Source organism: Mesorhizobium sp. M0904 (assembly GCF_040319475.1).
In the GTDB taxonomy this organism is placed as follows: domain Bacteria; phylum Pseudomonadota; class Alphaproteobacteria; order Rhizobiales; family Rhizobiaceae; genus Mesorhizobium.
The window spans coordinates 84,103-101,467 of sequence record NZ_JAMYOC010000018.1 but is presented as its reverse complement, the minus strand read 5'-3'; the positions used below and the strand labels follow the sequence as shown (position 1 = coordinate 101,467).

The 17,365-nt window shown below is 63.0% G+C and carries 18 protein-coding genes and 1 pseudogene; 12 read left to right on the top strand and 7 right to left on the bottom strand.

The window, feature by feature from the left end:
* Positions 1-103: 103 nt before the first annotated feature.
* Positions 104-736, bottom strand: a complete 633-nt coding sequence (locus NKH80_RS19870) for a LysE family translocator (RefSeq protein WP_352993056.1) — start codon at positions 734-736, stop codon at positions 104-106.
* A gap of 176 nt (positions 737-912) precedes the next feature.
* Between NKH80_RS19870 and rfaD the strand changes: the two genes are divergently transcribed.
* The 3 genes from rfaD to waaC are packed head-to-tail and all read left to right on the top strand — an operon-like array spanning position 913 to position 3,814.
* Entirely contained in the window at positions 913-1,863 is a 951-nt protein-coding gene (gene rfaD, locus NKH80_RS19865; RefSeq protein WP_254819252.1) for an ADP-glyceromanno-heptose 6-epimerase, read from the top strand.
* Positions 1,836-2,843, top strand: coding sequence for a lipopolysaccharide heptosyltransferase II (waaF, locus tag NKH80_RS19860; protein ID WP_352646506.1), 1,008 nt, complete (start codon positions 1,836-1,838; stop codon positions 2,841-2,843). Before rfaD ends, waaF begins: the two co-directional genes overlap by 28 nt.
* On the top strand, positions 2,840-3,814 hold the full coding sequence (gene waaC, locus NKH80_RS19855; RefSeq protein WP_352993053.1) for a lipopolysaccharide heptosyltransferase I: 975 nt from the start codon (positions 2,840-2,842) through the stop codon (positions 3,812-3,814). Before waaF ends, waaC begins: the two co-directional genes overlap by 4 nt.
* 138 nt (positions 3,815-3,952) lie before the next feature.
* Here waaC and greA read toward each other — a convergent pair whose 3' ends face one another.
* A complete protein-coding gene (gene greA / locus NKH80_RS19850) occupies positions 3,953-4,426 on the bottom strand; it encodes a transcription elongation factor GreA (RefSeq protein WP_023719113.1) in 474 nt (157 codons plus the stop codon).
* A gap of 316 nt (positions 4,427-4,742) precedes the next feature.
* Positions 4,743-5,285, bottom strand: coding sequence for a tetratricopeptide repeat protein (locus NKH80_RS19845; RefSeq protein ID WP_352993051.1), 543 nt, complete (start codon positions 5,283-5,285; stop codon positions 4,743-4,745).
* A 237-nt stretch (positions 5,286-5,522) separates the two neighbouring features.
* Here NKH80_RS19845 and NKH80_RS19840 point away from each other — a divergent pair, with 237 nt between their 5' ends.
* The 3 genes from NKH80_RS19840 to NKH80_RS19830 all read left to right on the top strand — a co-directional run bounded on the left by NKH80_RS19840 (position 5,523) and on the right by NKH80_RS19830 (position 7,946).
* Positions 5,523-5,948, top strand: coding sequence for a DUF3775 domain-containing protein (locus tag NKH80_RS19840; RefSeq protein ID WP_254819248.1), 426 nt, complete (start codon positions 5,523-5,525; stop codon positions 5,946-5,948).
* A gap of 76 nt (positions 5,949-6,024) precedes the next feature.
* Positions 6,025-6,990 carry an extensin family protein gene (locus NKH80_RS19835; protein ID WP_352993049.1) on the top strand — a complete coding sequence of 322 codons (966 nt, stop codon included), beginning with the start codon at positions 6,025-6,027 and terminating at the stop codon, positions 6,988-6,990.
* A 116-nt stretch (positions 6,991-7,106) separates the two neighbouring features.
* Entirely contained in the window at positions 7,107-7,946 is an 840-nt protein-coding gene (locus NKH80_RS19830) for an extensin-like domain-containing protein (RefSeq protein ID WP_352506723.1), read from the top strand.
* On the opposite strand, the gene NKH80_RS19825 is transcribed toward NKH80_RS19830, so the two are convergent.
* Positions 7,928-8,245 (bottom strand): hypothetical protein, encoded by a 318-nt coding sequence (locus NKH80_RS19825; RefSeq protein WP_352506722.1) that lies wholly within the window; start codon positions 8,243-8,245, stop codon positions 7,928-7,930. The genes NKH80_RS19830 and NKH80_RS19825 overlap by 19 nt on opposite strands.
* 250 nt (positions 8,246-8,495) lie before the next feature.
* On the opposite strand from NKH80_RS19825, the gene NKH80_RS19820 reads away from it, so the two are divergent.
* Positions 8,496-9,203, top strand: a complete 708-nt coding sequence (locus tag NKH80_RS19820) for an LssY C-terminal domain-containing protein (protein ID WP_352506721.1) — start codon at positions 8,496-8,498, stop codon at positions 9,201-9,203.
* A 42-nt stretch (positions 9,204-9,245) separates the two neighbouring features.
* Here NKH80_RS19820 and NKH80_RS19815 read toward each other — a convergent pair whose 3' ends face one another.
* The gene (locus NKH80_RS19815) at positions 9,246-10,214 is read right to left on the bottom strand and encodes a zinc-dependent alcohol dehydrogenase family protein (protein WP_352993047.1); all 969 of its coding nucleotides are present in this window, start codon (positions 10,212-10,214) and stop codon (positions 9,246-9,248) included.
* A 175-nt stretch (positions 10,215-10,389) separates the two neighbouring features.
* Between NKH80_RS19815 and NKH80_RS19810 the strand changes: the two genes are divergently transcribed.
* From NKH80_RS19810 to NKH80_RS19800, 3 genes are all read left to right on the top strand, one after another.
* Positions 10,390-11,316, top strand: a complete 927-nt coding sequence (locus NKH80_RS19810; protein WP_254819243.1) for a LysR family transcriptional regulator — start codon at positions 10,390-10,392, stop codon at positions 11,314-11,316.
* 76 nt (positions 11,317-11,392) lie between these two features.
* Complete coding sequence (locus tag NKH80_RS19805) at positions 11,393-12,703, top strand: hemolysin family protein (RefSeq protein ID WP_352506718.1); 1,311 nt, start codon at positions 11,393-11,395, stop codon at positions 12,701-12,703.
* 77 nt (positions 12,704-12,780) lie between these two features.
* Entirely contained in the window at positions 12,781-13,518 is a 738-nt protein-coding gene (locus NKH80_RS19800) for a class I SAM-dependent DNA methyltransferase (protein WP_352993045.1), read from the top strand.
* Between the two features lie 119 nt (positions 13,519-13,637).
* On the opposite strand, the pseudogene arr reads toward NKH80_RS19800, so the two are convergent.
* Positions 13,638-14,044: pseudogene (arr, locus tag NKH80_RS19795) on the bottom strand (NAD(+)--rifampin ADP-ribosyltransferase).
* Positions 14,045-14,234: 190 nt separating this feature from the next.
* Here arr and NKH80_RS19790 point away from each other — a divergent pair.
* Entirely contained in the window at positions 14,235-14,528 is a 294-nt protein-coding gene (locus NKH80_RS19790; protein ID WP_352704151.1) for a hypothetical protein, read from the top strand.
* Between the two features lie 52 nt (positions 14,529-14,580).
* Here the strand turns inward: NKH80_RS19790 and NKH80_RS19785 are convergent, their stop codons facing one another.
* Positions 14,581-14,871 (bottom strand): hypothetical protein, encoded by a 291-nt coding sequence (locus NKH80_RS19785; protein ID WP_352450454.1) that lies wholly within the window; start codon positions 14,869-14,871, stop codon positions 14,581-14,583.
* A 367-nt stretch (positions 14,872-15,238) separates the two neighbouring features.
* Between NKH80_RS19785 and NKH80_RS19780 the strand changes: the two genes are divergently transcribed.
* Positions 15,239-17,236 carry an ABC transporter ATP-binding protein/permease gene (locus tag NKH80_RS19780; protein ID WP_352993043.1) on the top strand — a complete coding sequence of 666 codons (1,998 nt, stop codon included), beginning with the start codon at positions 15,239-15,241 and terminating at the stop codon, positions 17,234-17,236.
* Positions 17,237-17,365 lie beyond the last annotated feature (129 nt).

The following is a 17,365-nucleotide window of genomic DNA, read 5'->3' as shown; positions in this document are numbered from 1 at the left end:
AATTCGATTGGCAGGGCCGGCCGTTCATGGCGATGCCGATATACCGCAATTTCAGCCGACGCAACGGCAGGCCTTCGACCGATCGCGGCGGCGAGGCAATGCGTCAGCTTTTCTGCAACGCGACATGCACGCCCAGTCCGACAAGCACCGCACCGCCGGCGCGCCGGATCAGGCGCTGCGCCCGGCTCGACTGCCGCAGCCTGGCGATCACTGCGCCGGCCAGCACCACGCAAACAATGTCGGCCGACGAGAACATCAAATTGACGATCGTTCCAAGCACGACGAACTGCAGCCACACCGGAAACGCTGCCGAGGCATCGATGAACTGCGGCAGGAACGCCATGAAGAAAATCGCCGTCTTGGGGTTGAGCACCTCGACGGCAACGCTCTCGAAAAAGGCGCGGCGGGCGGATTTCGGCTGAATTCCCGGCAAGACAACGCCGCCTTGCGCCTTGGCGCGAAACAGCGAAACACCGAGCCAGATCAGATACAGCGCACCGACCAGCTTGACCGCCATGTAAAGCACCGGCACGGCATGGAACAGCACCGACAGGCCGACAGCGGCGACGAAGACATGAACGTAGCCGCCAAGATGGATGCCGAGCGCCGCCATCAGGCCGGACCAGCGGCCGCGCGCCATGGTTTGCGCAGCGGCATAGAGCATGGCGGGGCCGGGGATATAGGCGAAGATCGCCGTGGTGGCGAAAAAGGCGACAAGCAGTTCGGTTGACGGCATTACCTTGCTCCTGTCGCCGGTTGGCCGGCAGGCCGACTGAAACGTGACGTTTGCGGCGGCACTGTGGCGCTCATCCAACCGCCCCGCCACCTGCTTTGTCGACAGCCCGGCCCGCCTCCCCTATAAGGCCAGAATCCGACGAGGGCTACAACCGGCACAAGGTACCAGAGGATTTCATGATCATCGTCACGGGCGGCGCCGGCATGATCGGTTCCAACATCGTCGCTGCGCTCAACGCTGACGGTTTCAGCGACATCCTCGTCGTCGACGACCTCACCGACGGCCACAAGATCGCCAATCTCGCCGATCTCGAGATCGCCGACTATCTCGACAAGGACGACTTTTTGGCGCGGATGGAGGCCGGTGACCTCGGCCGCATCGAGGCGGTTTTCCACCAGGGTGCCTGCTCGACCACCACCGAATGGAACGGCAAGTTCATGATGGAGGTCAACTACACCTATTCGAAGCACCTGCTGCACGCCTGCCTGGCCTTGCGCGTACCCTTCCTCTATGCCTCGTCCGCTTCGGTCTATGGCGGCGGCGCCGAGTTCCGCGAGGAGCCGGAATGCGAGCGGCCGCTGAACGTCTATGCCTATTCGAAAAAGCTGTTCGACGACTATGTCCGCCGCACCGTTTTCGATACCGACCATTCGCCGGTCGCGGGCCTGCGTTATTTCAACGTCTACGGACCGCGCGAGGCACATAAGGGCGCCATGGCCTCTGTCGCCTTCCATTTGTTCAACCAGGTCGAACGCGGCGAAAACCCCAAGCTGTTCGGCGCCTATGGCGGTTTCGGGCCCGGCGAGCAGAGCCGCGACTTCATCCATGTCGGCGATGTCGCCGACGTCAATCTGTGGCTGTGGAAACGCGGTTCTAGCGGCATCTTCAACTGCGGTACCGGCAAGGCCCAGCCGTTTCGCGCCATTGCCGAAACGGTGATCGATACGCTCGGCAAGGGCCAGATCGAATTCATCGAGTTTCCCGACCACCTCAAGGGCAGCTACCAGAGCTTTACGCAAGCTGATATGTCCCGCTTGCGCGCAGCCGGTTACAATGGCCAGTTCCGCACAGTGGAAACCGGCGTCAGAGACTATGTCGAATGGCTGAAAGCCCAACGATCCTCGTGATCGGCCCACGCTGGGTGGGCGACATGGTGATGGCGCAGTGCCTGTTCCAGGCGCTGAGGGAGCTTCATCCGAACGCCGCCATCGACGTGCTGGCACCGGCGTGGGCAGCACCGCTGGTCAAGCGCATGCCCGAAATCCGCCAGCAGATCGACCTGCCGCTGCAATCCGGCGCGTTCGAATTCCGCGTCCGAAGGCGCTTCGGCCGCCTGCTGCGCGGCCGCTACGACATGGCCTTTGTCCTGCCGGGAAGCTGGAAGTCGGCGCTGATCCCGTTCTTTGCCGGCATTCCGCGCCGTGTCGGCCATCTCAAGGAAATGCGCTACGGGCTGCTGACCGACATCGTGCCCTTGCCCGATCGCCTCAAACGGCGCACCGCGCAGGCCTATTTCAGCCTTGCCCGTGGTGGCGCCTTCCAGGCGCCGAAGCTCGCCGTCGATCAAGCCAGCCAGGCGGCACTGCTCAGCCGTTTCGGGCTGACAGCGGGAAAATTCGTGGCACTGATGCCCGGCGCAGAATTCGGCCCGGCCAAGCGCTGGCCGAGCGAACACTATGCCGGCCTTGCCCGCGAGATGATGGCCAAAGGGTTTGGCGTCGCGCTGTTCGGATCGAAGAACGACGCTGAGGTGACGGCTGAAATCGCAGCGCTGGCGCCGGGCGCCTCCGACCTTGCCGGCCAGACGCGGCTGGAGGATGCCATCGACCTGATCGCCGCGGCGAGGCTCGCCGTCTCCAACGACAGCGGGCTGATGCATGTCGCCGCCGCCGTCGGCACGCCGGTCGTCGCCGTCTACGGCTCGACCTCGCCCGACAACACGCCGCCGCTCGCCGAGCGCCGCGAACTGGTCTGGCTCGGCCTGTCCTGTTCGCCCTGCCACAAAAAAATCTGCCCGCTCGGTCATCTCAACTGCCTGAAGACGTTGGAGGTCGAACGTGTCGTGGCGGCGGCGGAGCGGCTGCTGGAAATGCCGGCCGCCGCATGAAGGTGCTGATCGTCAAGACGTCGTCGATGGGCGACGTCATCCACACCTTTCCCGCAGTCGAGGACGCGCACCGCGCCCGCCCGGATATTTCCTTCCACTGGTGCGTGGAAGAGGCCTTTGCCGGCATCGCGGCGCTGCATCCAGCCATCCAAACCATCCACAGCGTGGCGATCCGGCGCTGGCGCGGGAAGCTGCTCGAGCCCGGCACATGGCGGGAAGTGGTCGGCCTGCGCAGCGCCTTGCGCGCGTCCCGCTACGACCTCGTCCTCGATGCACAAGGCTTGCTGAAATCGGCGCTGGTGGCGCGGTTGGCGGCAGCACCGATTGCCGGCTTCGACCGCTCGAGCGCACGCGAACCTTCGGCGAGCCTGTTTTATGGCCATCGCTTCGCCGTGCCGCGGGGCCTGCATGCCATCGAGCGCACGAGACGCCTGTTCGGGCTGGCGCTCGGCTACGAGCCGGATTTTTCCCGGCTCGAATCGGGCATCGTGCCGCCAGCCGCAAAATCGACTTTTGTCGGCGAAAAGACAGCCTTCCTGCTGCACGGCACCAGCCGCGAGGACAAGAAATGGCCGGTCGCGGACTGGATCGAAATCGCCAGGCTTCTCGTGGCACGAGGGATGACCCCGGTCACCACCTGGTCGAACGACCGTGAACAGGGGGTTGCCGAAGCGATCGCCCGCGCCGTTTCGCAAACCGTGGTGGTTCCCAGATCGCCGCTTGCCGAGATCGCCGCCGTCATCGGCAGCTCGACGCTGGTCATCGGCGCCGACACCGGCCTGACCCATCTCGCCAGCGCTTTCGGCGTGCCGACGGTGGCTGTATTCCTGGCGACGGAGCCCGGCCTGACCGGCCCGCGCGGGCCGTTCTCATCGACGCTACTGGCCGCGCCTGGCCGCAGCGTCACGCCGCCGGAGGTGATGGCGGAAGCAGAGAGATTGCTGGCGCTTAAATTACAAGGCGCTGTATAGGACCTTTTCAGAATTCGCTCTGGCGAGTCGAATAGCGTGGTTTTCGAGAACCGGAGCGGAGCGTACTTAAAGTACGTGAGCACCGGAAGCGCAGAAAACCGCGCTAGTCGGCCGCCAGAGTAGAATTATCAAAAGGTTCTAAATGAATTGCACCTGGACGATCTCATAACCCCTGGCGCCGCCCGGTGCGTTGACCTCGATGGCATCGCCCACTTCCTTGCCGATCAGGGCGCGCGCGATCGGCGAGGAGATCGAGATGCGGCCGGACTTCACGTCCGCTTCCTGGTCGCCGACGATCTGGTAGGTCTTTTTCTCCTCGGTATCCTCGTCGACCAGCACCACGGTGGCGCCGAACTTGACCTTGTCGCCGCTGAGCTTGGTGACGTCGATCACCTCGGCCCGCGCGATCAGGTCCTCGAGTTCGTTGACCCGGCCCTCATTGAGGCTCTGTGCCTCTTTTGCCGCGTGATATTCGGCATTTTCGGAGAGGTCGCCATGCGAGCGCGCTTCGGAAATCGCCTCGATGATACGCGGCCGCTCCTGTTGCTGGCGCCAGCGCAGTTCTTCCTTCAATGACGCGAACCCCTCGCCTGTCATCGGGACCTTGTTCATAATGCCTGACCTTTCCTGCCGCCGCCCCCGCAATCGGGAGCGACCTTGTCGATGGTACAAAAAGAAAACGGTCCGGCAGCCTCGCTAACGGAACCGTCTCACCACAATCTTTGCAAGATATAGCAATCTTCGCGGGTTTTTCACGTCCAAAAAGTCGGATTTTGAAAAATCATCCACCGATCGCGCGGCTGACCTAACGTCAAGGAGCGGATCACGTGTCCCGTGATGCCAAATTCCAGTTCGCAGCAGCATGTGAGCACAGCAAAAAACCGGCTGCGATCGCCGCAGCCGGTATGAGCAGCGTCCGGAGGTCGGATCAGCTCCTCATGAAATGATCGATCTGCTCCGACAGCATACCGTATTCGCGAGATCCCTTGCCCGTGCGCTTCTCGATTTCGCGGAGCTGTTCCTGGGCGCCGGCAAGATCGCCGATCTGCAGGTGCGCCTCGCCGAGATATTCGCGTACCAGCGTGTAGTTCGGGTCGATGCGCAGCGCTTCCTCGTAATAGCCGAGGCCGACGGTGACGCGGCCGGAATGGCGGTGCGAATAGCCGAGATAGTTGAGGATGCGCGGGTCCTGCTTGTTGGCGGCGAGGCTGAGCACGGCGATCGCCTCGTCATAGCGTCCATCCATCGCCAGCGCGCGACCGGCATCATAGATGCTGTCGTCATCCAGCATACCTTGCTTGGGCGAGACACATTTCTTCTGCTTCTTGTCCCAGGCCTCCCCCTTCTTGCACTGGCTCTGGCCGCCGCCGCCACCACCACCTCCCCCGCCTTCACCAGCCGAAAACGCCTGAGCCGCAATCAGCGGCAGGGCGGCAATGGCCATGGCGTAAATCAGCAATCGTCTGCGCATTACACTCTCCTTTGAACCTGACAATGCAACACTAACGCCGGGCCAAAGCCGTTTCGTCCCGGAAAATGTCATCCTATCTCAAAACCGCGATCTCTCCCAGCAAAGGCCATCTTATTCCGGGAAGAGAGGGCATCATAAATCATGGTTCACGATTAACGCCCACGCGCAAGAGAACGTGACGAGCGCTGCAAATCCGCTATCATCGGGCCGACCGAGCACGAAGCAGGGAGACGGCCGGTGCAGCAACGCGTTGAACGAGACTGGGAGCTTTCGATCGGTCCCGACACCGTGCGCCTGTTCATCCTGAAGGCGAAGGCGCTCAGCGCCGCCGTCAACGAAGACTATGCCGACGGCGCCGAGCACGAGGTAGAGCTCGACGGCAACGCGCACGACAACCACCATCATGACGGCCTTGCCGAGGAAAGCTCCGAAGATCTCACCGAGGAAGAACTGCGCGAGCTGATCGACGATCTCAATGTCGACGAAGCGGCCGAACTGATTGCGTTGGCCTGGGTCGGCCGCGGCGACTATGACGCGACGGAATGGACGGACGCGCTGACCGCCGCCCGCGAGCGCGCCAACAAGCGCACGGCAAAATATCTGCTCGGCATGCCGCTGCTGGCGGACTGGCTCGAGGAAGGCCTCGAAGCGATCGGCGCGTAACAGCGCGGTTACCGATTGTGATCGCCAGCCCCCCTCGCCCAAGGCAACTTCCCTGCATTCTGGCCGTTGCGAGACAATGGCGGCGTTTGGCTTTTTCAGATTGGGCAGAGTGCTGCTGGCCGTTGCGGCTACGCCGCTGGCGGGACCCGTTTCAGCCAAGGCGCCCGAACTGCCGCCAACCGCACCGGTTCCGCAACTCAACCAGCAAGTCACTCCGCCAGCACCAACCGAGATCCCGGTCCCCGAACCACGCCCCGCTCCGGAGGCTGAGCGGCCCAAAAACGGCCAGCCTCAAAACGATCAGCCCCAAAATGGCCAGTCCAGGACCGAGCAGCCGAAGCCGCCGGCGATCGCACCACAGCCGCCTGAAAAGCCGGCGCAGGCCGAGCCGCAGGCAAACCCATCGGTCGCGCCACCAAATCCGGCCGAGGCAGACAAAAAGGCGGAGCAAGAAATCCTTCCCGATCCTCGATCGGTCGCAATTGCCGAGAAAGAAATGCCGGCCGAGGAATTGGCCTGCCGCAGGCGGCTGAAATCGATGGGCGTCGATTTCGAGGAGCGCAAGCCCGAGCATGATACGGCGGTCGGTTGCTCGATCCCCTACCCGATCGTGCTGAGGACGCTCGGCAAATCCATCGCCATCGGCCCGGAGCCCGAGCTCAATTGCCAGATGGCTGAAGCGGCCGCACGCTTTGCTGCTTCGGTCATCCAGCCTGCTGCAAAGGCCGAGTTCGGCACGGATATCAAATCGATCGGCCAGGCCTCCGCCTTCGTCTGCCGGTCGCGCAATGGCGGCGGCAAATTGTCGGAGCACGCCTTCGGCAATGCGCTCGATATCGCCAGCTTCAAGCTTTCGGACGGGAAGGAGATCGATGTCGGCCCGGCGCCGCCGGAAAAGGACGCGAAATTCCTGGACACAGTGCGCAAGGCAGCCTGCGGACCGTTCAAGACCGTGCTTGGCCCCGGCAGCGACGCCGATCATTCGCAGCATCTCCACTTCGACCTCGAACCGCGCCGCAATGGCGGCACGTTTTGCCAATGACGCCGGCCGCCGATAGCGGGCGCCGCAATTTGGCCGCAGACGTGAACGGCGCCGCTGATTTTTCCTTTACTCTTCAGGTTTAGAGTCTGTGCCATCTGGGGACAGGAACCCTTCCGATGGCCGGGCTAATTCGCGCTGCGCTTGTCGCTGCGCGGCACACAGGACGCGCGCGCATGGCCGGCAGGCTTGCCGTCGTGATTGCCATTGCGGCGGTCTCCGCCTGCAACACCGGCAGCGTGCTGTCGCTGCAGCCGGCCGTCGACGTCGGGAGCCAGACCGCTGCCGTTCCGCCCTATTCCGGCCAGCAAGATTCCGGCCCAGAATATTCCGGCATGCAGCGCCTCGTCCCATCCAACCCCTATATGACGGCCGCCTATCCGCGCATGGACAATCCGATGTCGCCGGCCGAACAGATGCCGGCCGCAGAGATCGATTGCCGCAAGGAGCTGAAACGCCTCGGCGTCGTCTACACCGACGTCGCGCCGATCCATGAAGGCCAATGCGGCATCGATTATCCGGTCAGGGTCTCGGCCATCGGCAGCGTCGCGATGAAGCCGGCCGCGACGCTGACCTGCGACATGGCCGCCAGCTTTGCCGGCTGGACCAGGAATGAACTCGTCCCGTCGGCCCGCTGGCGCTATTTTTCAGGCGTCAAGACCATCCACCAGGGCTCGAGCTATTCCTGCCGCAGGATCGCCGGCGAAGGTGTTTTGTCGGAACACGGCAAGGGCAATGCGCTCGACGTGATGAGCATCGAGCTTAACAATGGCGACGACATCGACGTCCGCAAGCCCGGCCTGTTCGCCTTCCGCACGCGCGGCTTCCTCAACAATGTGCGGGCCGACGGCTGCCAGTATTTCACCACCGTGCTCGGCCCCGGCTACAACTACGACCACCGCAACCATTTCCATTTCGACATCAAGAATCGCAAGAACGGCTACCGCGCCTGCCGCTGACCGTTCCGGTTTTCAGATGAAATGCGACAAGTTATTTCGTGCAACAGCGCCTGGATCAGCCGCGTTGTGTGCCGCCGGTGGAAGCCATGCTGCGCCACCAGGTCCTGGACGTGCCACAAGTTTCTGTCGCGGATTCCGCTTTCCTCGAGCATGCTGACGGTGCGGAACAGATACTGCGCGGACGAACCCCAATGTCCGGCTGCCCGCGCCAGCGTCTGCGTCCAGATCAGCGAGCCGTAGGCAAAGACCCAGAGCGCTTTGGCGCCGGTATTCCAGAAGCAGCTGCTCGACAAGATCATCGAACTCCGCGTCGCTATGCTCGGTCGTCCCCGGCTCGGGGCCGGGATCCGGCTCGACCCGTTCGACCAGCGCGATAAGGTCGGCGGTCAACGCCATGGCAGTGCCGCGCGCCGGTTTACCCTCCATCACGCCCTCATTCGTGCTAGCCGGTTCTACGCCATTTCATGCTAAAATATGAGGATAGACCGGTTGCGCGCCGCTTGCCAAGGATTTCGACGGCCCGACGGGCCTGCCAGTTCGAGCCAATGCATGAGCCAACGAAGCCTTCGACGACGTGCAACGACCTGGCTGGTGGCATGCTGTGCCGCTTATCTTTCGCTCGCCTATTTCGCCGCGCCTGAGTTCTGGACGTTACGGGACCGCAATTTTCGCAATCAGCAATTCGAGATGGTGACGCACACGCCGCAAGGCATTCCGGGCGATCCGATCAATGTCGGCCTTGTCGGCACCAAGAAGGAGCTTGTCCATGCTTTTGCCGTCGCCGGCTGGGATACGGCAGACGCGGTCTCGCTGAAGACGGCGATCGAGATCGGCGAAAGCGTGCTGTTTGACCGCCCCTATCCCGACGCGCCGGTCAGCCGGCTGCTGTTCGAAGGCCGCGCCCAGGACCTAGCCTTCGAAAAGCCGGTCGGCGACAGCGCCGACCGGCGCCACCACGTCCGCTTCTGGCAGACCGCTGCGACCGGAGACGACGGCCGGCCGCTTTGGCTTGGCTCGGCAAGCTTTGACCGCGGCGTCGGCCTCAGCCATGACACCGGCGCGATCACTCATCACATCGGCCCCGACATCGACGCCGAGCGCGATGGGCTGATGCGCGACCTGTCCGCCGCCGGCATGCTGATCTCGACCAGCGACATACCAGGGGTCGGCGCCACAAAGACCGGGCGCAACGGCGAAGGCGATCCCTATTTCACCGACGGCAAGGCCATCATCGGCGTACTGCTGCAACTGCCGTAGGCGCGCAATCGGCCCGTCTGACAGCCATTTCGCCCGATGGGCTCAGGGGACGGTGATCACGATCTTGCCGAACGGTCCGGTCTCCAGACGCTCGAATGCCTGCGGCACCTCGTCGAAGCCAAACACCCTGTCGATCACCGGCCTGATCGCGAGCGTCTCGATCGCCTGGTTCATTCGTTCGAAGGCGCGGCGGTGGCCGATCGATATGCCCTGCACGACGATCCGGTTGCGCAGGAACGGAATGATCGGGAAACTGAGCTCCATGCTGCCGAGAAGGCCGATGAGCGACAGCCTGCCGTCGGCGCCCAGCGCATTGAGCGAGCGCCGCGCATTGTCGCCGCCGACCATCTCCAGCACGTGCCTGACGCCGGCGCCGTCTGTCAGCTCGCGGGCGACCTCGTCCCATGCCGGATGGCTGCGATAATTGATCCCCTTCCAGGCGCCGAGCGCTTCTGCCCGCTCGAGCTTCTCGTCGCTGCTCGAGGTGACGATGGCGCGCAGGCCGAAAGCGGCGGCGAACTGCAGCGCAAACAGCGACACGCCGCCGGTGCCCTGGATGAGAACGGTCTCACCCGGGATAGGCTTGGCCGCCTCGACCAGCGCGAACCACGCCGTCAGCGCCGCGATCGGCAGCGTCGATGCCTCGACATCGCTGAGCGACGGCGGCGCCGCCACGGCGGCATCCTCGTGAAAGAGCACATGCTCGGACAGCATGCCGGGCAGTGACGAACCAAGCGTATGCTTGTGCAGCACCGGCGGGGCGTTGCCGTCCGGCCAGTCGGCGATCACCTGGCCGAGCACCCGCTGCCCGATTCCGAAGCGGCTGACTTCGCTGCCGGTGGCGACAACTTCGCCAACCGCGTCCGATGTCGGCACGAACGGCAAGCTGAGGTCCGGTATCAGCACGCCATCGACGATCATCCTGTCCTTGTAATTCAGCGATACCGCTGTGACGCGTACCAGAAGATCATGCGGCCCGGGTCGGGGCAGCTTTCCCTCGGCCGGCTTCAAACTGGACAGGCCGAAACCGGCATCTGCCAGGATCTGTTTTGGGTGCTCATTGGTTCGCGCTCCGTGGTTGATGGTGGGCGAGACATTTATGCCGTTTCACTATGGAGAAAAGTGCTTCCATTTGGCATATTCTGCGACAGATTAAGGAGCAAAACTCTACAATAGGAGCGCTTCATTGGAATCGGCCAATTTGCAAGGCATCGTCGCATTCGTTCACGCGGTGGAGGCCGGCAGCTTCACCGGCGCCGGCGCGCGGCTGCATGTCACGAAATCGGCGGTCGGCAAGTCGATCGCGCAGCTGGAACAGCGATTGGGCGTTCGCCTGCTCAACCGCACCACCCGCAGCCTGAGCCCGACCAGTGAGGGCCTGAGCTATTACGAAGCCTGCGTCAGGGCACTGGCCGAGATCGAAGCCGCGCAGTCGCTGCTGGCTTCGCGCAAGCAGGTGCCTTCCGGGCGGCTGCGTGTCGACCTGCCTTTGGCCTTCGGCCGGCGGTGCGTCGCCCCGGTTCTGTTCGACATTTCCAAAAAATTCCCGGATCTGACGATGGAAATCTCGTTCAACGACCGGCGCGTCGACCTGATCGAGGAAGGCATCGACCTGGCGGTGCGCATGGGCGACCTCGACGACAGCTTGTCGCTCGCCGCGCGCCGCATCTATGCCCAGCGTTCGGCCATCGTCGCCGCCCCCGCCTATCTCGACGCCCATGGCAGGCCGCACTCGATCGAGGACCTGCCCAGGCACAGCCTCATCGGCTACGGCCGCGACGGCACGGTCCATCCCTGGACCGTCAGGCATGCCGACGGCCGTCTCGAAAAATTCGCGCCCAAGGCGCGGCTGGTGCTCGGCCACGGCGAACCGATGCTCGATGCGGTACTGGCCGGCTGCGGTATCGTCTATCTGCCGACATGGCTGACGGCCGGCAGCATCAGGCGCGGCGAGCTCGAAATGGTTCTGTCGGACTGCCTTGTCGAAAACACCGTGGTGCATGCCATCTGGCCGGTAACACGCAATCTCGCACCAAAGGTGCGCGTCGTCGTCGACGCCCTGATCGAGCATTTTTCCGCGCCGCCCTGGGATGCGGCCTGGGGTGCCGCCTGATTTGCCCGGCTCGCCAAATTTAAAAAGCGCGACCGTCCTATTTTCGAAAACCGCGCGGCAATGCTATGGACCCGGCATGCTTTATGCTGAAATTGCCATCGTGGTCGTCCTCATCTGCGTGAACGGCCTTCTGTCGATGTCCGAGCTCGCCATCGTCTCGTCGCGGCCGGCGCGCCTCAAGACGATGATCGACCGCAACGTCAAGGGTGCCGGCCGGGCTCTGGCGCTCGGCGCCAATCCGGGAAAGTTCCTGTCCTCGGTGCAGATCGGCATCACTTTGGTCGGCGTCTTGTCCGGCGCCTTTTCCGGCGCCACGCTCGGCGAGCGGCTGGCCACCTTCCTGGCATCGGCCGGCGTCCGCGAAAGCCTCGCCGACCCGCTCGGTGTCGGCATTGTCGTCGCCATCATCACCTATGGCTCGTTGATCATCGGCGAACTGGTGCCCAAGCAGATCGCATTACGCGACCCCGAACGGGTCGCCGTCAGGGTCGCTCCGGCAATGACCATCCTCGCCAGCGTTTCGGCACCGCTGGTCTTCCTGCTCGATTTTTCCGGCCGCGCCCTGCTGTGGCTGCTTGGCCAGCACGGCCAGAGCGAGGAGAGGGTCACCGACGAGGAGATCAAGATGCTGGTCGCCGAAGCCGAGCACCACGGCACCATCGAATCCGACGAACGGCGCATGATCGCCGGCGTGATGCGGCTCGGCGACCGCGCCGTGCGCGCGGTGATGACGCCGCGCACCGAGGTCGACTGGATCAATCTGCAATCCGACGAGGCGGCCATCAGAAAGCTGCTGATGGACACCCAGCATTCGCGCCTGCCGGCCGGCGACGGCGGCGTCGACGCCATGATCGGCGTCGTCCAGACCCGCGACGTGCTGGCGGCGATGCTCGGCGGCCGCGCTCTCGACCCGCGCCGGCACGTGCGCACGGCCCCAATCGTGCATGACCAGGCCGATGCGCTGGACGTGCTTGCGACGCTGAAGGAATCCGACGTGCCGATGGCGCTGGTACATGACGAATACGGCCATTTCGAAGGCATCGTCACCCCGGCCGACATACTGGAAGCGATTACCGGCGTCTTCCGTTCGGATCTCGATGCCGGCGAAGAGGAAAACGCCGTCAAGCGCGAGGACGGCTCATGGCTGCTTGCCGGCTACATGCAGGCCGACGAGATGGCGGAGGTCCTCGGCATCGACCTGCCTGAGAACCGCGACTACGAAACCGTCGCCGGCTATGTGCTGTCGCATTTGCATCATCTGCCGGCGACCGGCGAATGCGTCGACGCGCAAGGCTGGCGCTTCGAGGTCGTCGACCTCGACGGCCGCCGCATCGACAAGCTTATCGCCACCCGCCTGCCCGGCGGTCACCGCGAGGTCGTGCGGTAACGAGCGAAGCGACTTATGGGCTATATGCTCTCGGCGACACCGCTCGCACATTCAAAGTTGATTGGGGATATCGCCTTATGGTCGACCGGTTTTTCGCCGACCCGTATCTCGCTGCCGTCTATGATGCCTGGCACCCGAGATCTGCGCGCGACGACTATGATTTCTACCTGCCCCGCATTCTAACAGCAAACGCGGTGCTTGATGTCGGATGTGGAACGGGCACCCTCCTTCACGAGGCACGCCTGGCCGGACATTCAGGGCGGCTCTGCGGCATCGACCCAGCACCCGGCGTGTTGAATCGGGCACGAACGCGCACGGATATCGAATGGGTCCTCGGCGATCTCCAATCGGCCGGCTGGACAGCCGAGTTTGATCTCATTGTGATGACGGGGCACGCATTCCAGGCCCTTGTCAGCGACGAAGATCTGGGGGATTTCATGGCGGCTGCGCGACACGCCCTTGTGCCAGGCGGATGCTTCGCGTTCGAAACGCGGAACCCTTCGGTGCGGGCGTGGGAGCACTGGACACCCGAAAATGCTGTCGTCGTTGAGCTGCCTGACGGGTCTCTGGTGCAGATCACAACAGAGGTGATCATGCCGTTCGATGGCCAGACCGTGACATTCACCCACAGGTTCGGCGGAAAGCATCCGAGCCTTCCGAAAGTTAGTCGCAGCACCTTGCGATTCCTCGACATGGACGCCCTATCGAGCCTGCTGGGGAACGCGGGTCTACGGATCGAACGGCAATTCGGCGGCTTTGACGGCAGCCCACTTGGCCCTTCGAGCTCCGAGATCATCACGTTCGCGACGAGATGAAAGGAAGCATCCGCTCTCCAGCCCCTGCAAGCAACGACAACTCACGGACCCATTGCGGACGTGGAGCCGTATTTCGCGGGGACTGCTGCCGACCGTAGGCTAGGGCCAAACTTGGCAATTCAATCGATCGCCTCGATGCCTTGTGCCTTCAGCCGTTCGAGATGGTCCTTCATCTCTTTCAGCCGCTCGGGGGAGTGGCCCTGCCACTCGGTGACCTCGCCCGTGATCCTGAGCGGCTCGCGGCAGCGATAGGACTGCGTCGGATTGCCGAGAAATTTCTTGTCCGTAAGATTGGGGTCGTCCATGACCGGGCCGGTTGGTTCCACGATGTAGATCCTTTCGCGTCCGTCACCGGCGGCCAGTTCTGCACCCCAGATAGCGGCATCCAGAGTGCCGGTTAGATAGACCCAGGCTGCCTGCTTTCGCGCCCCGTAATTGGAGCTGTAACCGGCTTCGATCAGGTCTCCCGGTTTAAGTCGGCCCGGGTGCCGTGGTAGAATTGGCGCGGCTTGTCGGGGGCTGTCATCGGCTCATCCTCGCTGTCTCAGGCGTCATGGTGTTGTGGTGCGCACTATTTCATGCACGTCATCGAATCAACCGTCTGGCCGTTCGGTTATCGGACGTCCCCCCATTCCGGTCGTCCCGCCCAAAGCACGCTTCCGGTCGGCTGCCGGTGCGGGTATTATCGGCGCCCTGAACGTCGCTATGGTGGAAAAATGGATCTGCAAACCTTCAGGGATTCGATTGCAAAACCACAGCCGCCAGCCGGCTTGAGCCCTGCCCTGCAGGCGTTGTGGTGGGATGCAAAGGGCGATTGGACTAAGGCGCACGAGTGCGCGCAGCAGCGCGACAATACGGCGGGCATGCACGTGCATGCCTATCTCCACCGCAAGGAAGGCGACCAGTCGAATGCGGAATATTGGTATCGCCGCAGCAACGCGGCGCCGTCGACCTTAACGCTTGACGAGGAATGGCAAGAGTTGGCACGTACACTTTTGCAGCAAAGCTGACGCTTGCTCAGTCATCGTAAAATGGCCGGTCCTGCATCCACTCTCCGGGGTTTCAGCTGGCGCCCTGTGGCTTGTCCCTGCCGTTCCATTCCGCATTGCGCGCCTGCGCCTCTTCGGCGATCAGCTTGAACTCCCGCATCTTCGCAGCTTCGATGGCAAATGCGCGGCTTGGCAGGACGCCAGGGTCCTCCTGACTGTTCTGAAACTGAAAACGGGCCTCCAGTTCGGCCCATATTCGCTCGGGTGCCGTATCCTTGCTGGCAAGCAGCGCAACGACCAGCGCCAGAGTCTCGCGCTGGGCGTTCAGCCGCCCTTCGATCTCTTCATTCGGCAATTCGGACATGCGGGTCGCTTCCGGTTTCTGGCTTAACGGCAAAATCGCACCCTTGTTCCGGAATTCGGGGCTGGCGCGGTCCGGCTGGGCAGCATATGCTCGCAATCGCAATCGAGATGATCTCTCCTCCTCGATCCTGTTGACTCGGGCCGATGGCACTTTTCGCGCCGCTTGCGTCCAGCCTCTTCGAATGCAGCATGCGGACAAATCTTGAGAGCCTGAGCGAATTCTGCCCCGCAACGATCAAAGCCTGTCATCGAGAACGACCATAGGCTGCTGCGAGCACCGGAACAGCTGCGAAGCCTTGGCGTTGTTGGCATCTCGGATCTCGAGCGGACGCTATGAAACCTTCTGATTTTTAAGCCGTTATCGCCGGATGCCCGAGGCTAAATTTAAGCTGAAATCGGTTGACGGCGCCCGAACGCGCGATGCCGAGAAGTCGCGCCGCGAGAAACAATCGACTGTCGAAGTCGCGTCAGAGGTCGTCGGCCAGCCCGCGCCGCCGCCGGATGTCACCGAACCCGATCCTGAGCTGACACCTGAAGAGGCAGAGCGGGCGCGCAAGAGATACCTGCTTAAGCGCTTCTGGATCAGCGCGCGCGGTTACTGGAGCGGCAGTGGCGACAGGGTCGCCTGGCCGTTGACGATCGGGCTGTTGGTCCTGATCGTCGCCAATGTCGGCTTCCAGTATGGGATCAATGTGTGGAATCGCGCAATTTTCGACGCCATTGAGCAACGCAATGCCCACACCGTATATTGGCTGAGCGCCGTATTCCTGCCACTCGTGATCGGAAGCGCCAGCCTTGTGGTGGCACAAGTCTTCTTTCGCATGAGGATACAGCGCCGCTGGCGGTCCTGGCTCACCACCGCGGTCATCGCGCGCTGGCTGGCAAGCGGCCGCTACTATCAGCTGAACCTCGTCGGCGGCGATCATAGCAACCCCGAAGCCCGCATCGCCGAGGATTTGCGGATTGCCACCGAATCGCCCGTCGATTTCATCGCCGGTGTCATCGTCGCATTTCTGTCGGCCTCGACCTTCATCGTGGTGCTCTGGACGATCGGCGGCGCCCTGACCCTGACGATTGCAGGTTCGACCGTCACCATTCCCGGCTTCCTGGTCATCACCGCAGTGCTCTATTCCGCGATCACGTCCACTTCGATGGCGGTCATTGGCCGCCATTTCGTCCACCTCTCCGAGGAAAAAAATCAGGCGGAAGCCGAGTTCCGCTACACGCTGACGCGCGTGCGGGAAAACGGCGAGAGTATCGCATTGCTCGGCGGCGAGGAGGAGGAGCGCAGCGGCATGGACAAGACATTCGCCCATGTGCTCAGGCAATGGGCGCTCCTTGCAGGCCAGCACATGCGCACGGCATTGGTGTCCCAAGGGTCGAGCCTGTTTGCGCCTGTCGTGCCGGTCTTGCTTTGCGCTCCAAAGTTCCTCGAAGGCAGCATGACACTTGGGCAGGTCATGCAGGCTGCCTCGGCCTTTGCCATCGTGCAGGGCGCGTTCGGGTGGCTGGTCGACAACTATCCCCGTCTCGCCGATTGGAATGCCTCTGCACGGCGCATCGCCTCGCTGATGATGTCGCTCGACGGGCTCGAGCGGGCGGAACAGAGCAACACGCTGGGGCGCATAAAGCGCGGCGAGACCGGCAGCGATGCGATGCTCAGCCTGAACAATCTCTCCGTGTCGCTCGACGACGGCACCGCCGTGGTCAAGGAAACCGAGGTCGTGATCGAACCAGGCGAACGGGTGCTTGTCGCCGGCGAATCCGGCTCGGGCAAGAGTACACTGGTGCGGGCCATCGCGGGTCTGTGGCCATGGGGTAGCGGCAGCGTCAACATCCGCGCCGACAGACGGTTGTTCATGTTGCCGCAACGGCCTTACATCCCGACCGGGACCCTTCGCCGCGCTGTCGCCTATCCAGGCGCCGCCGACAGCTGGACGCTGGATAAGATCAAGGCTGCGCTCGACAAGGTGGGACTCGACTACCTCAACGACAGGATTGAGGAGGACGCCCCATGGGACCAGACCTTGTCGGGTGGCGAAAAGCAGCGCCTCGCCTTCGCGCGTCTTCTGCTGCACCGCCCCGATATCATCGTGCTGGACGAGGCAACGTCGGCACTCGATGAGAAGAGCCAGGACAACATGATGCAGATGATCATTCGCGAATTGCCGAAGGTCACCATCATAAGCGTAGCGCATCGCGCCGAGCTGGAAGCTTTCCATAGCCGCAAGATCACATTGGAGCGGCACAAGGGCGGCGCAAAACTCGTCAGCGATATCGAACTCGTCCCGCGCAAGGACAGACGGAACTTGCTCATGCGCCTTCTGAGGCAACGGCGCGCCAACGGAAAGCCAGCGCGACCTTGAGCAAAGCGGCGCTGCCCTACGCAAAGAGTGAGGCCGCCGGACGGACCAGGCGGATCTCCGGTTCGAGTCACTGCCCGCATCTGGTCCTGAAAGCACCAGCCGTGGTACCTTGGTTCCGGGCAGCTGCTG

Excerpts from the sequence above, each read along its gene's own strand:
- NKH80_RS19820 (WP_352506721.1), top strand. The coding sequence starts at position 8,496 with ATGAGCCAACGAAGCCTTCGACGACGTGCAACGACCTGGCTGGTGGCA.
- rfaD (WP_254819252.1), top strand. The coding sequence starts at position 913 with ATGATCATCGTCACGGGCGGCGCCGGCATGATCGGTTCCAACATCGTC.
- NKH80_RS19825 (WP_352506722.1), bottom strand. The coding sequence starts at position 8,245 with ATGATCTTGTCGAGCAGCTGCTTCTGGAATACCGGCGCCAAAGCGCTC.
- waaC (WP_352993053.1), top strand. The coding sequence starts at position 2,840 with ATGAAGGTGCTGATCGTCAAGACGTCGTCGATGGGCGACGTCATCCAC.
- NKH80_RS19835 (WP_352993049.1), top strand. The coding sequence starts at position 6,025 with ATGGCGGCGTTTGGCTTTTTCAGATTGGGCAGAGTGCTGCTGGCCGTT.
- NKH80_RS19785 (WP_352450454.1), bottom strand. The coding sequence starts at position 14,871 with ATGTCCGAATTGCCGAATGAAGAGATCGAAGGGCGGCTGAACGCCCAG.
- NKH80_RS19790 (WP_352704151.1), top strand. The coding sequence starts at position 14,235 with ATGGATCTGCAAACCTTCAGGGATTCGATTGCAAAACCACAGCCGCCA.
- NKH80_RS19805 (WP_352506718.1), top strand. The coding sequence starts at position 11,393 with ATGCTTTATGCTGAAATTGCCATCGTGGTCGTCCTCATCTGCGTGAAC.
- NKH80_RS19780 (WP_352993043.1), top strand. The coding sequence starts at position 15,239 with ATGCCCGAGGCTAAATTTAAGCTGAAATCGGTTGACGGCGCCCGAACG.
- NKH80_RS19800 (WP_352993045.1), top strand. The coding sequence starts at position 12,781 with ATGGTCGACCGGTTTTTCGCCGACCCGTATCTCGCTGCCGTCTATGAT.
- greA (WP_023719113.1), bottom strand. The coding sequence starts at position 4,426 with ATGAACAAGGTCCCGATGACAGGCGAGGGGTTCGCGTCATTGAAGGAA.
- waaF (WP_352646506.1), top strand. The coding sequence starts at position 1,836 with ATGGCTGAAAGCCCAACGATCCTCGTGATCGGCCCACGCTGGGTGGGC.
- NKH80_RS19830 (WP_352506723.1), top strand. The coding sequence starts at position 7,107 with ATGGCCGGGCTAATTCGCGCTGCGCTTGTCGCTGCGCGGCACACAGGA.
- NKH80_RS19845 (WP_352993051.1), bottom strand. The coding sequence starts at position 5,285 with ATGCGCAGACGATTGCTGATTTACGCCATGGCCATTGCCGCCCTGCCG.
- NKH80_RS19870 (WP_352993056.1), bottom strand. The coding sequence starts at position 736 with ATGCCGTCAACCGAACTGCTTGTCGCCTTTTTCGCCACCACGGCGATC.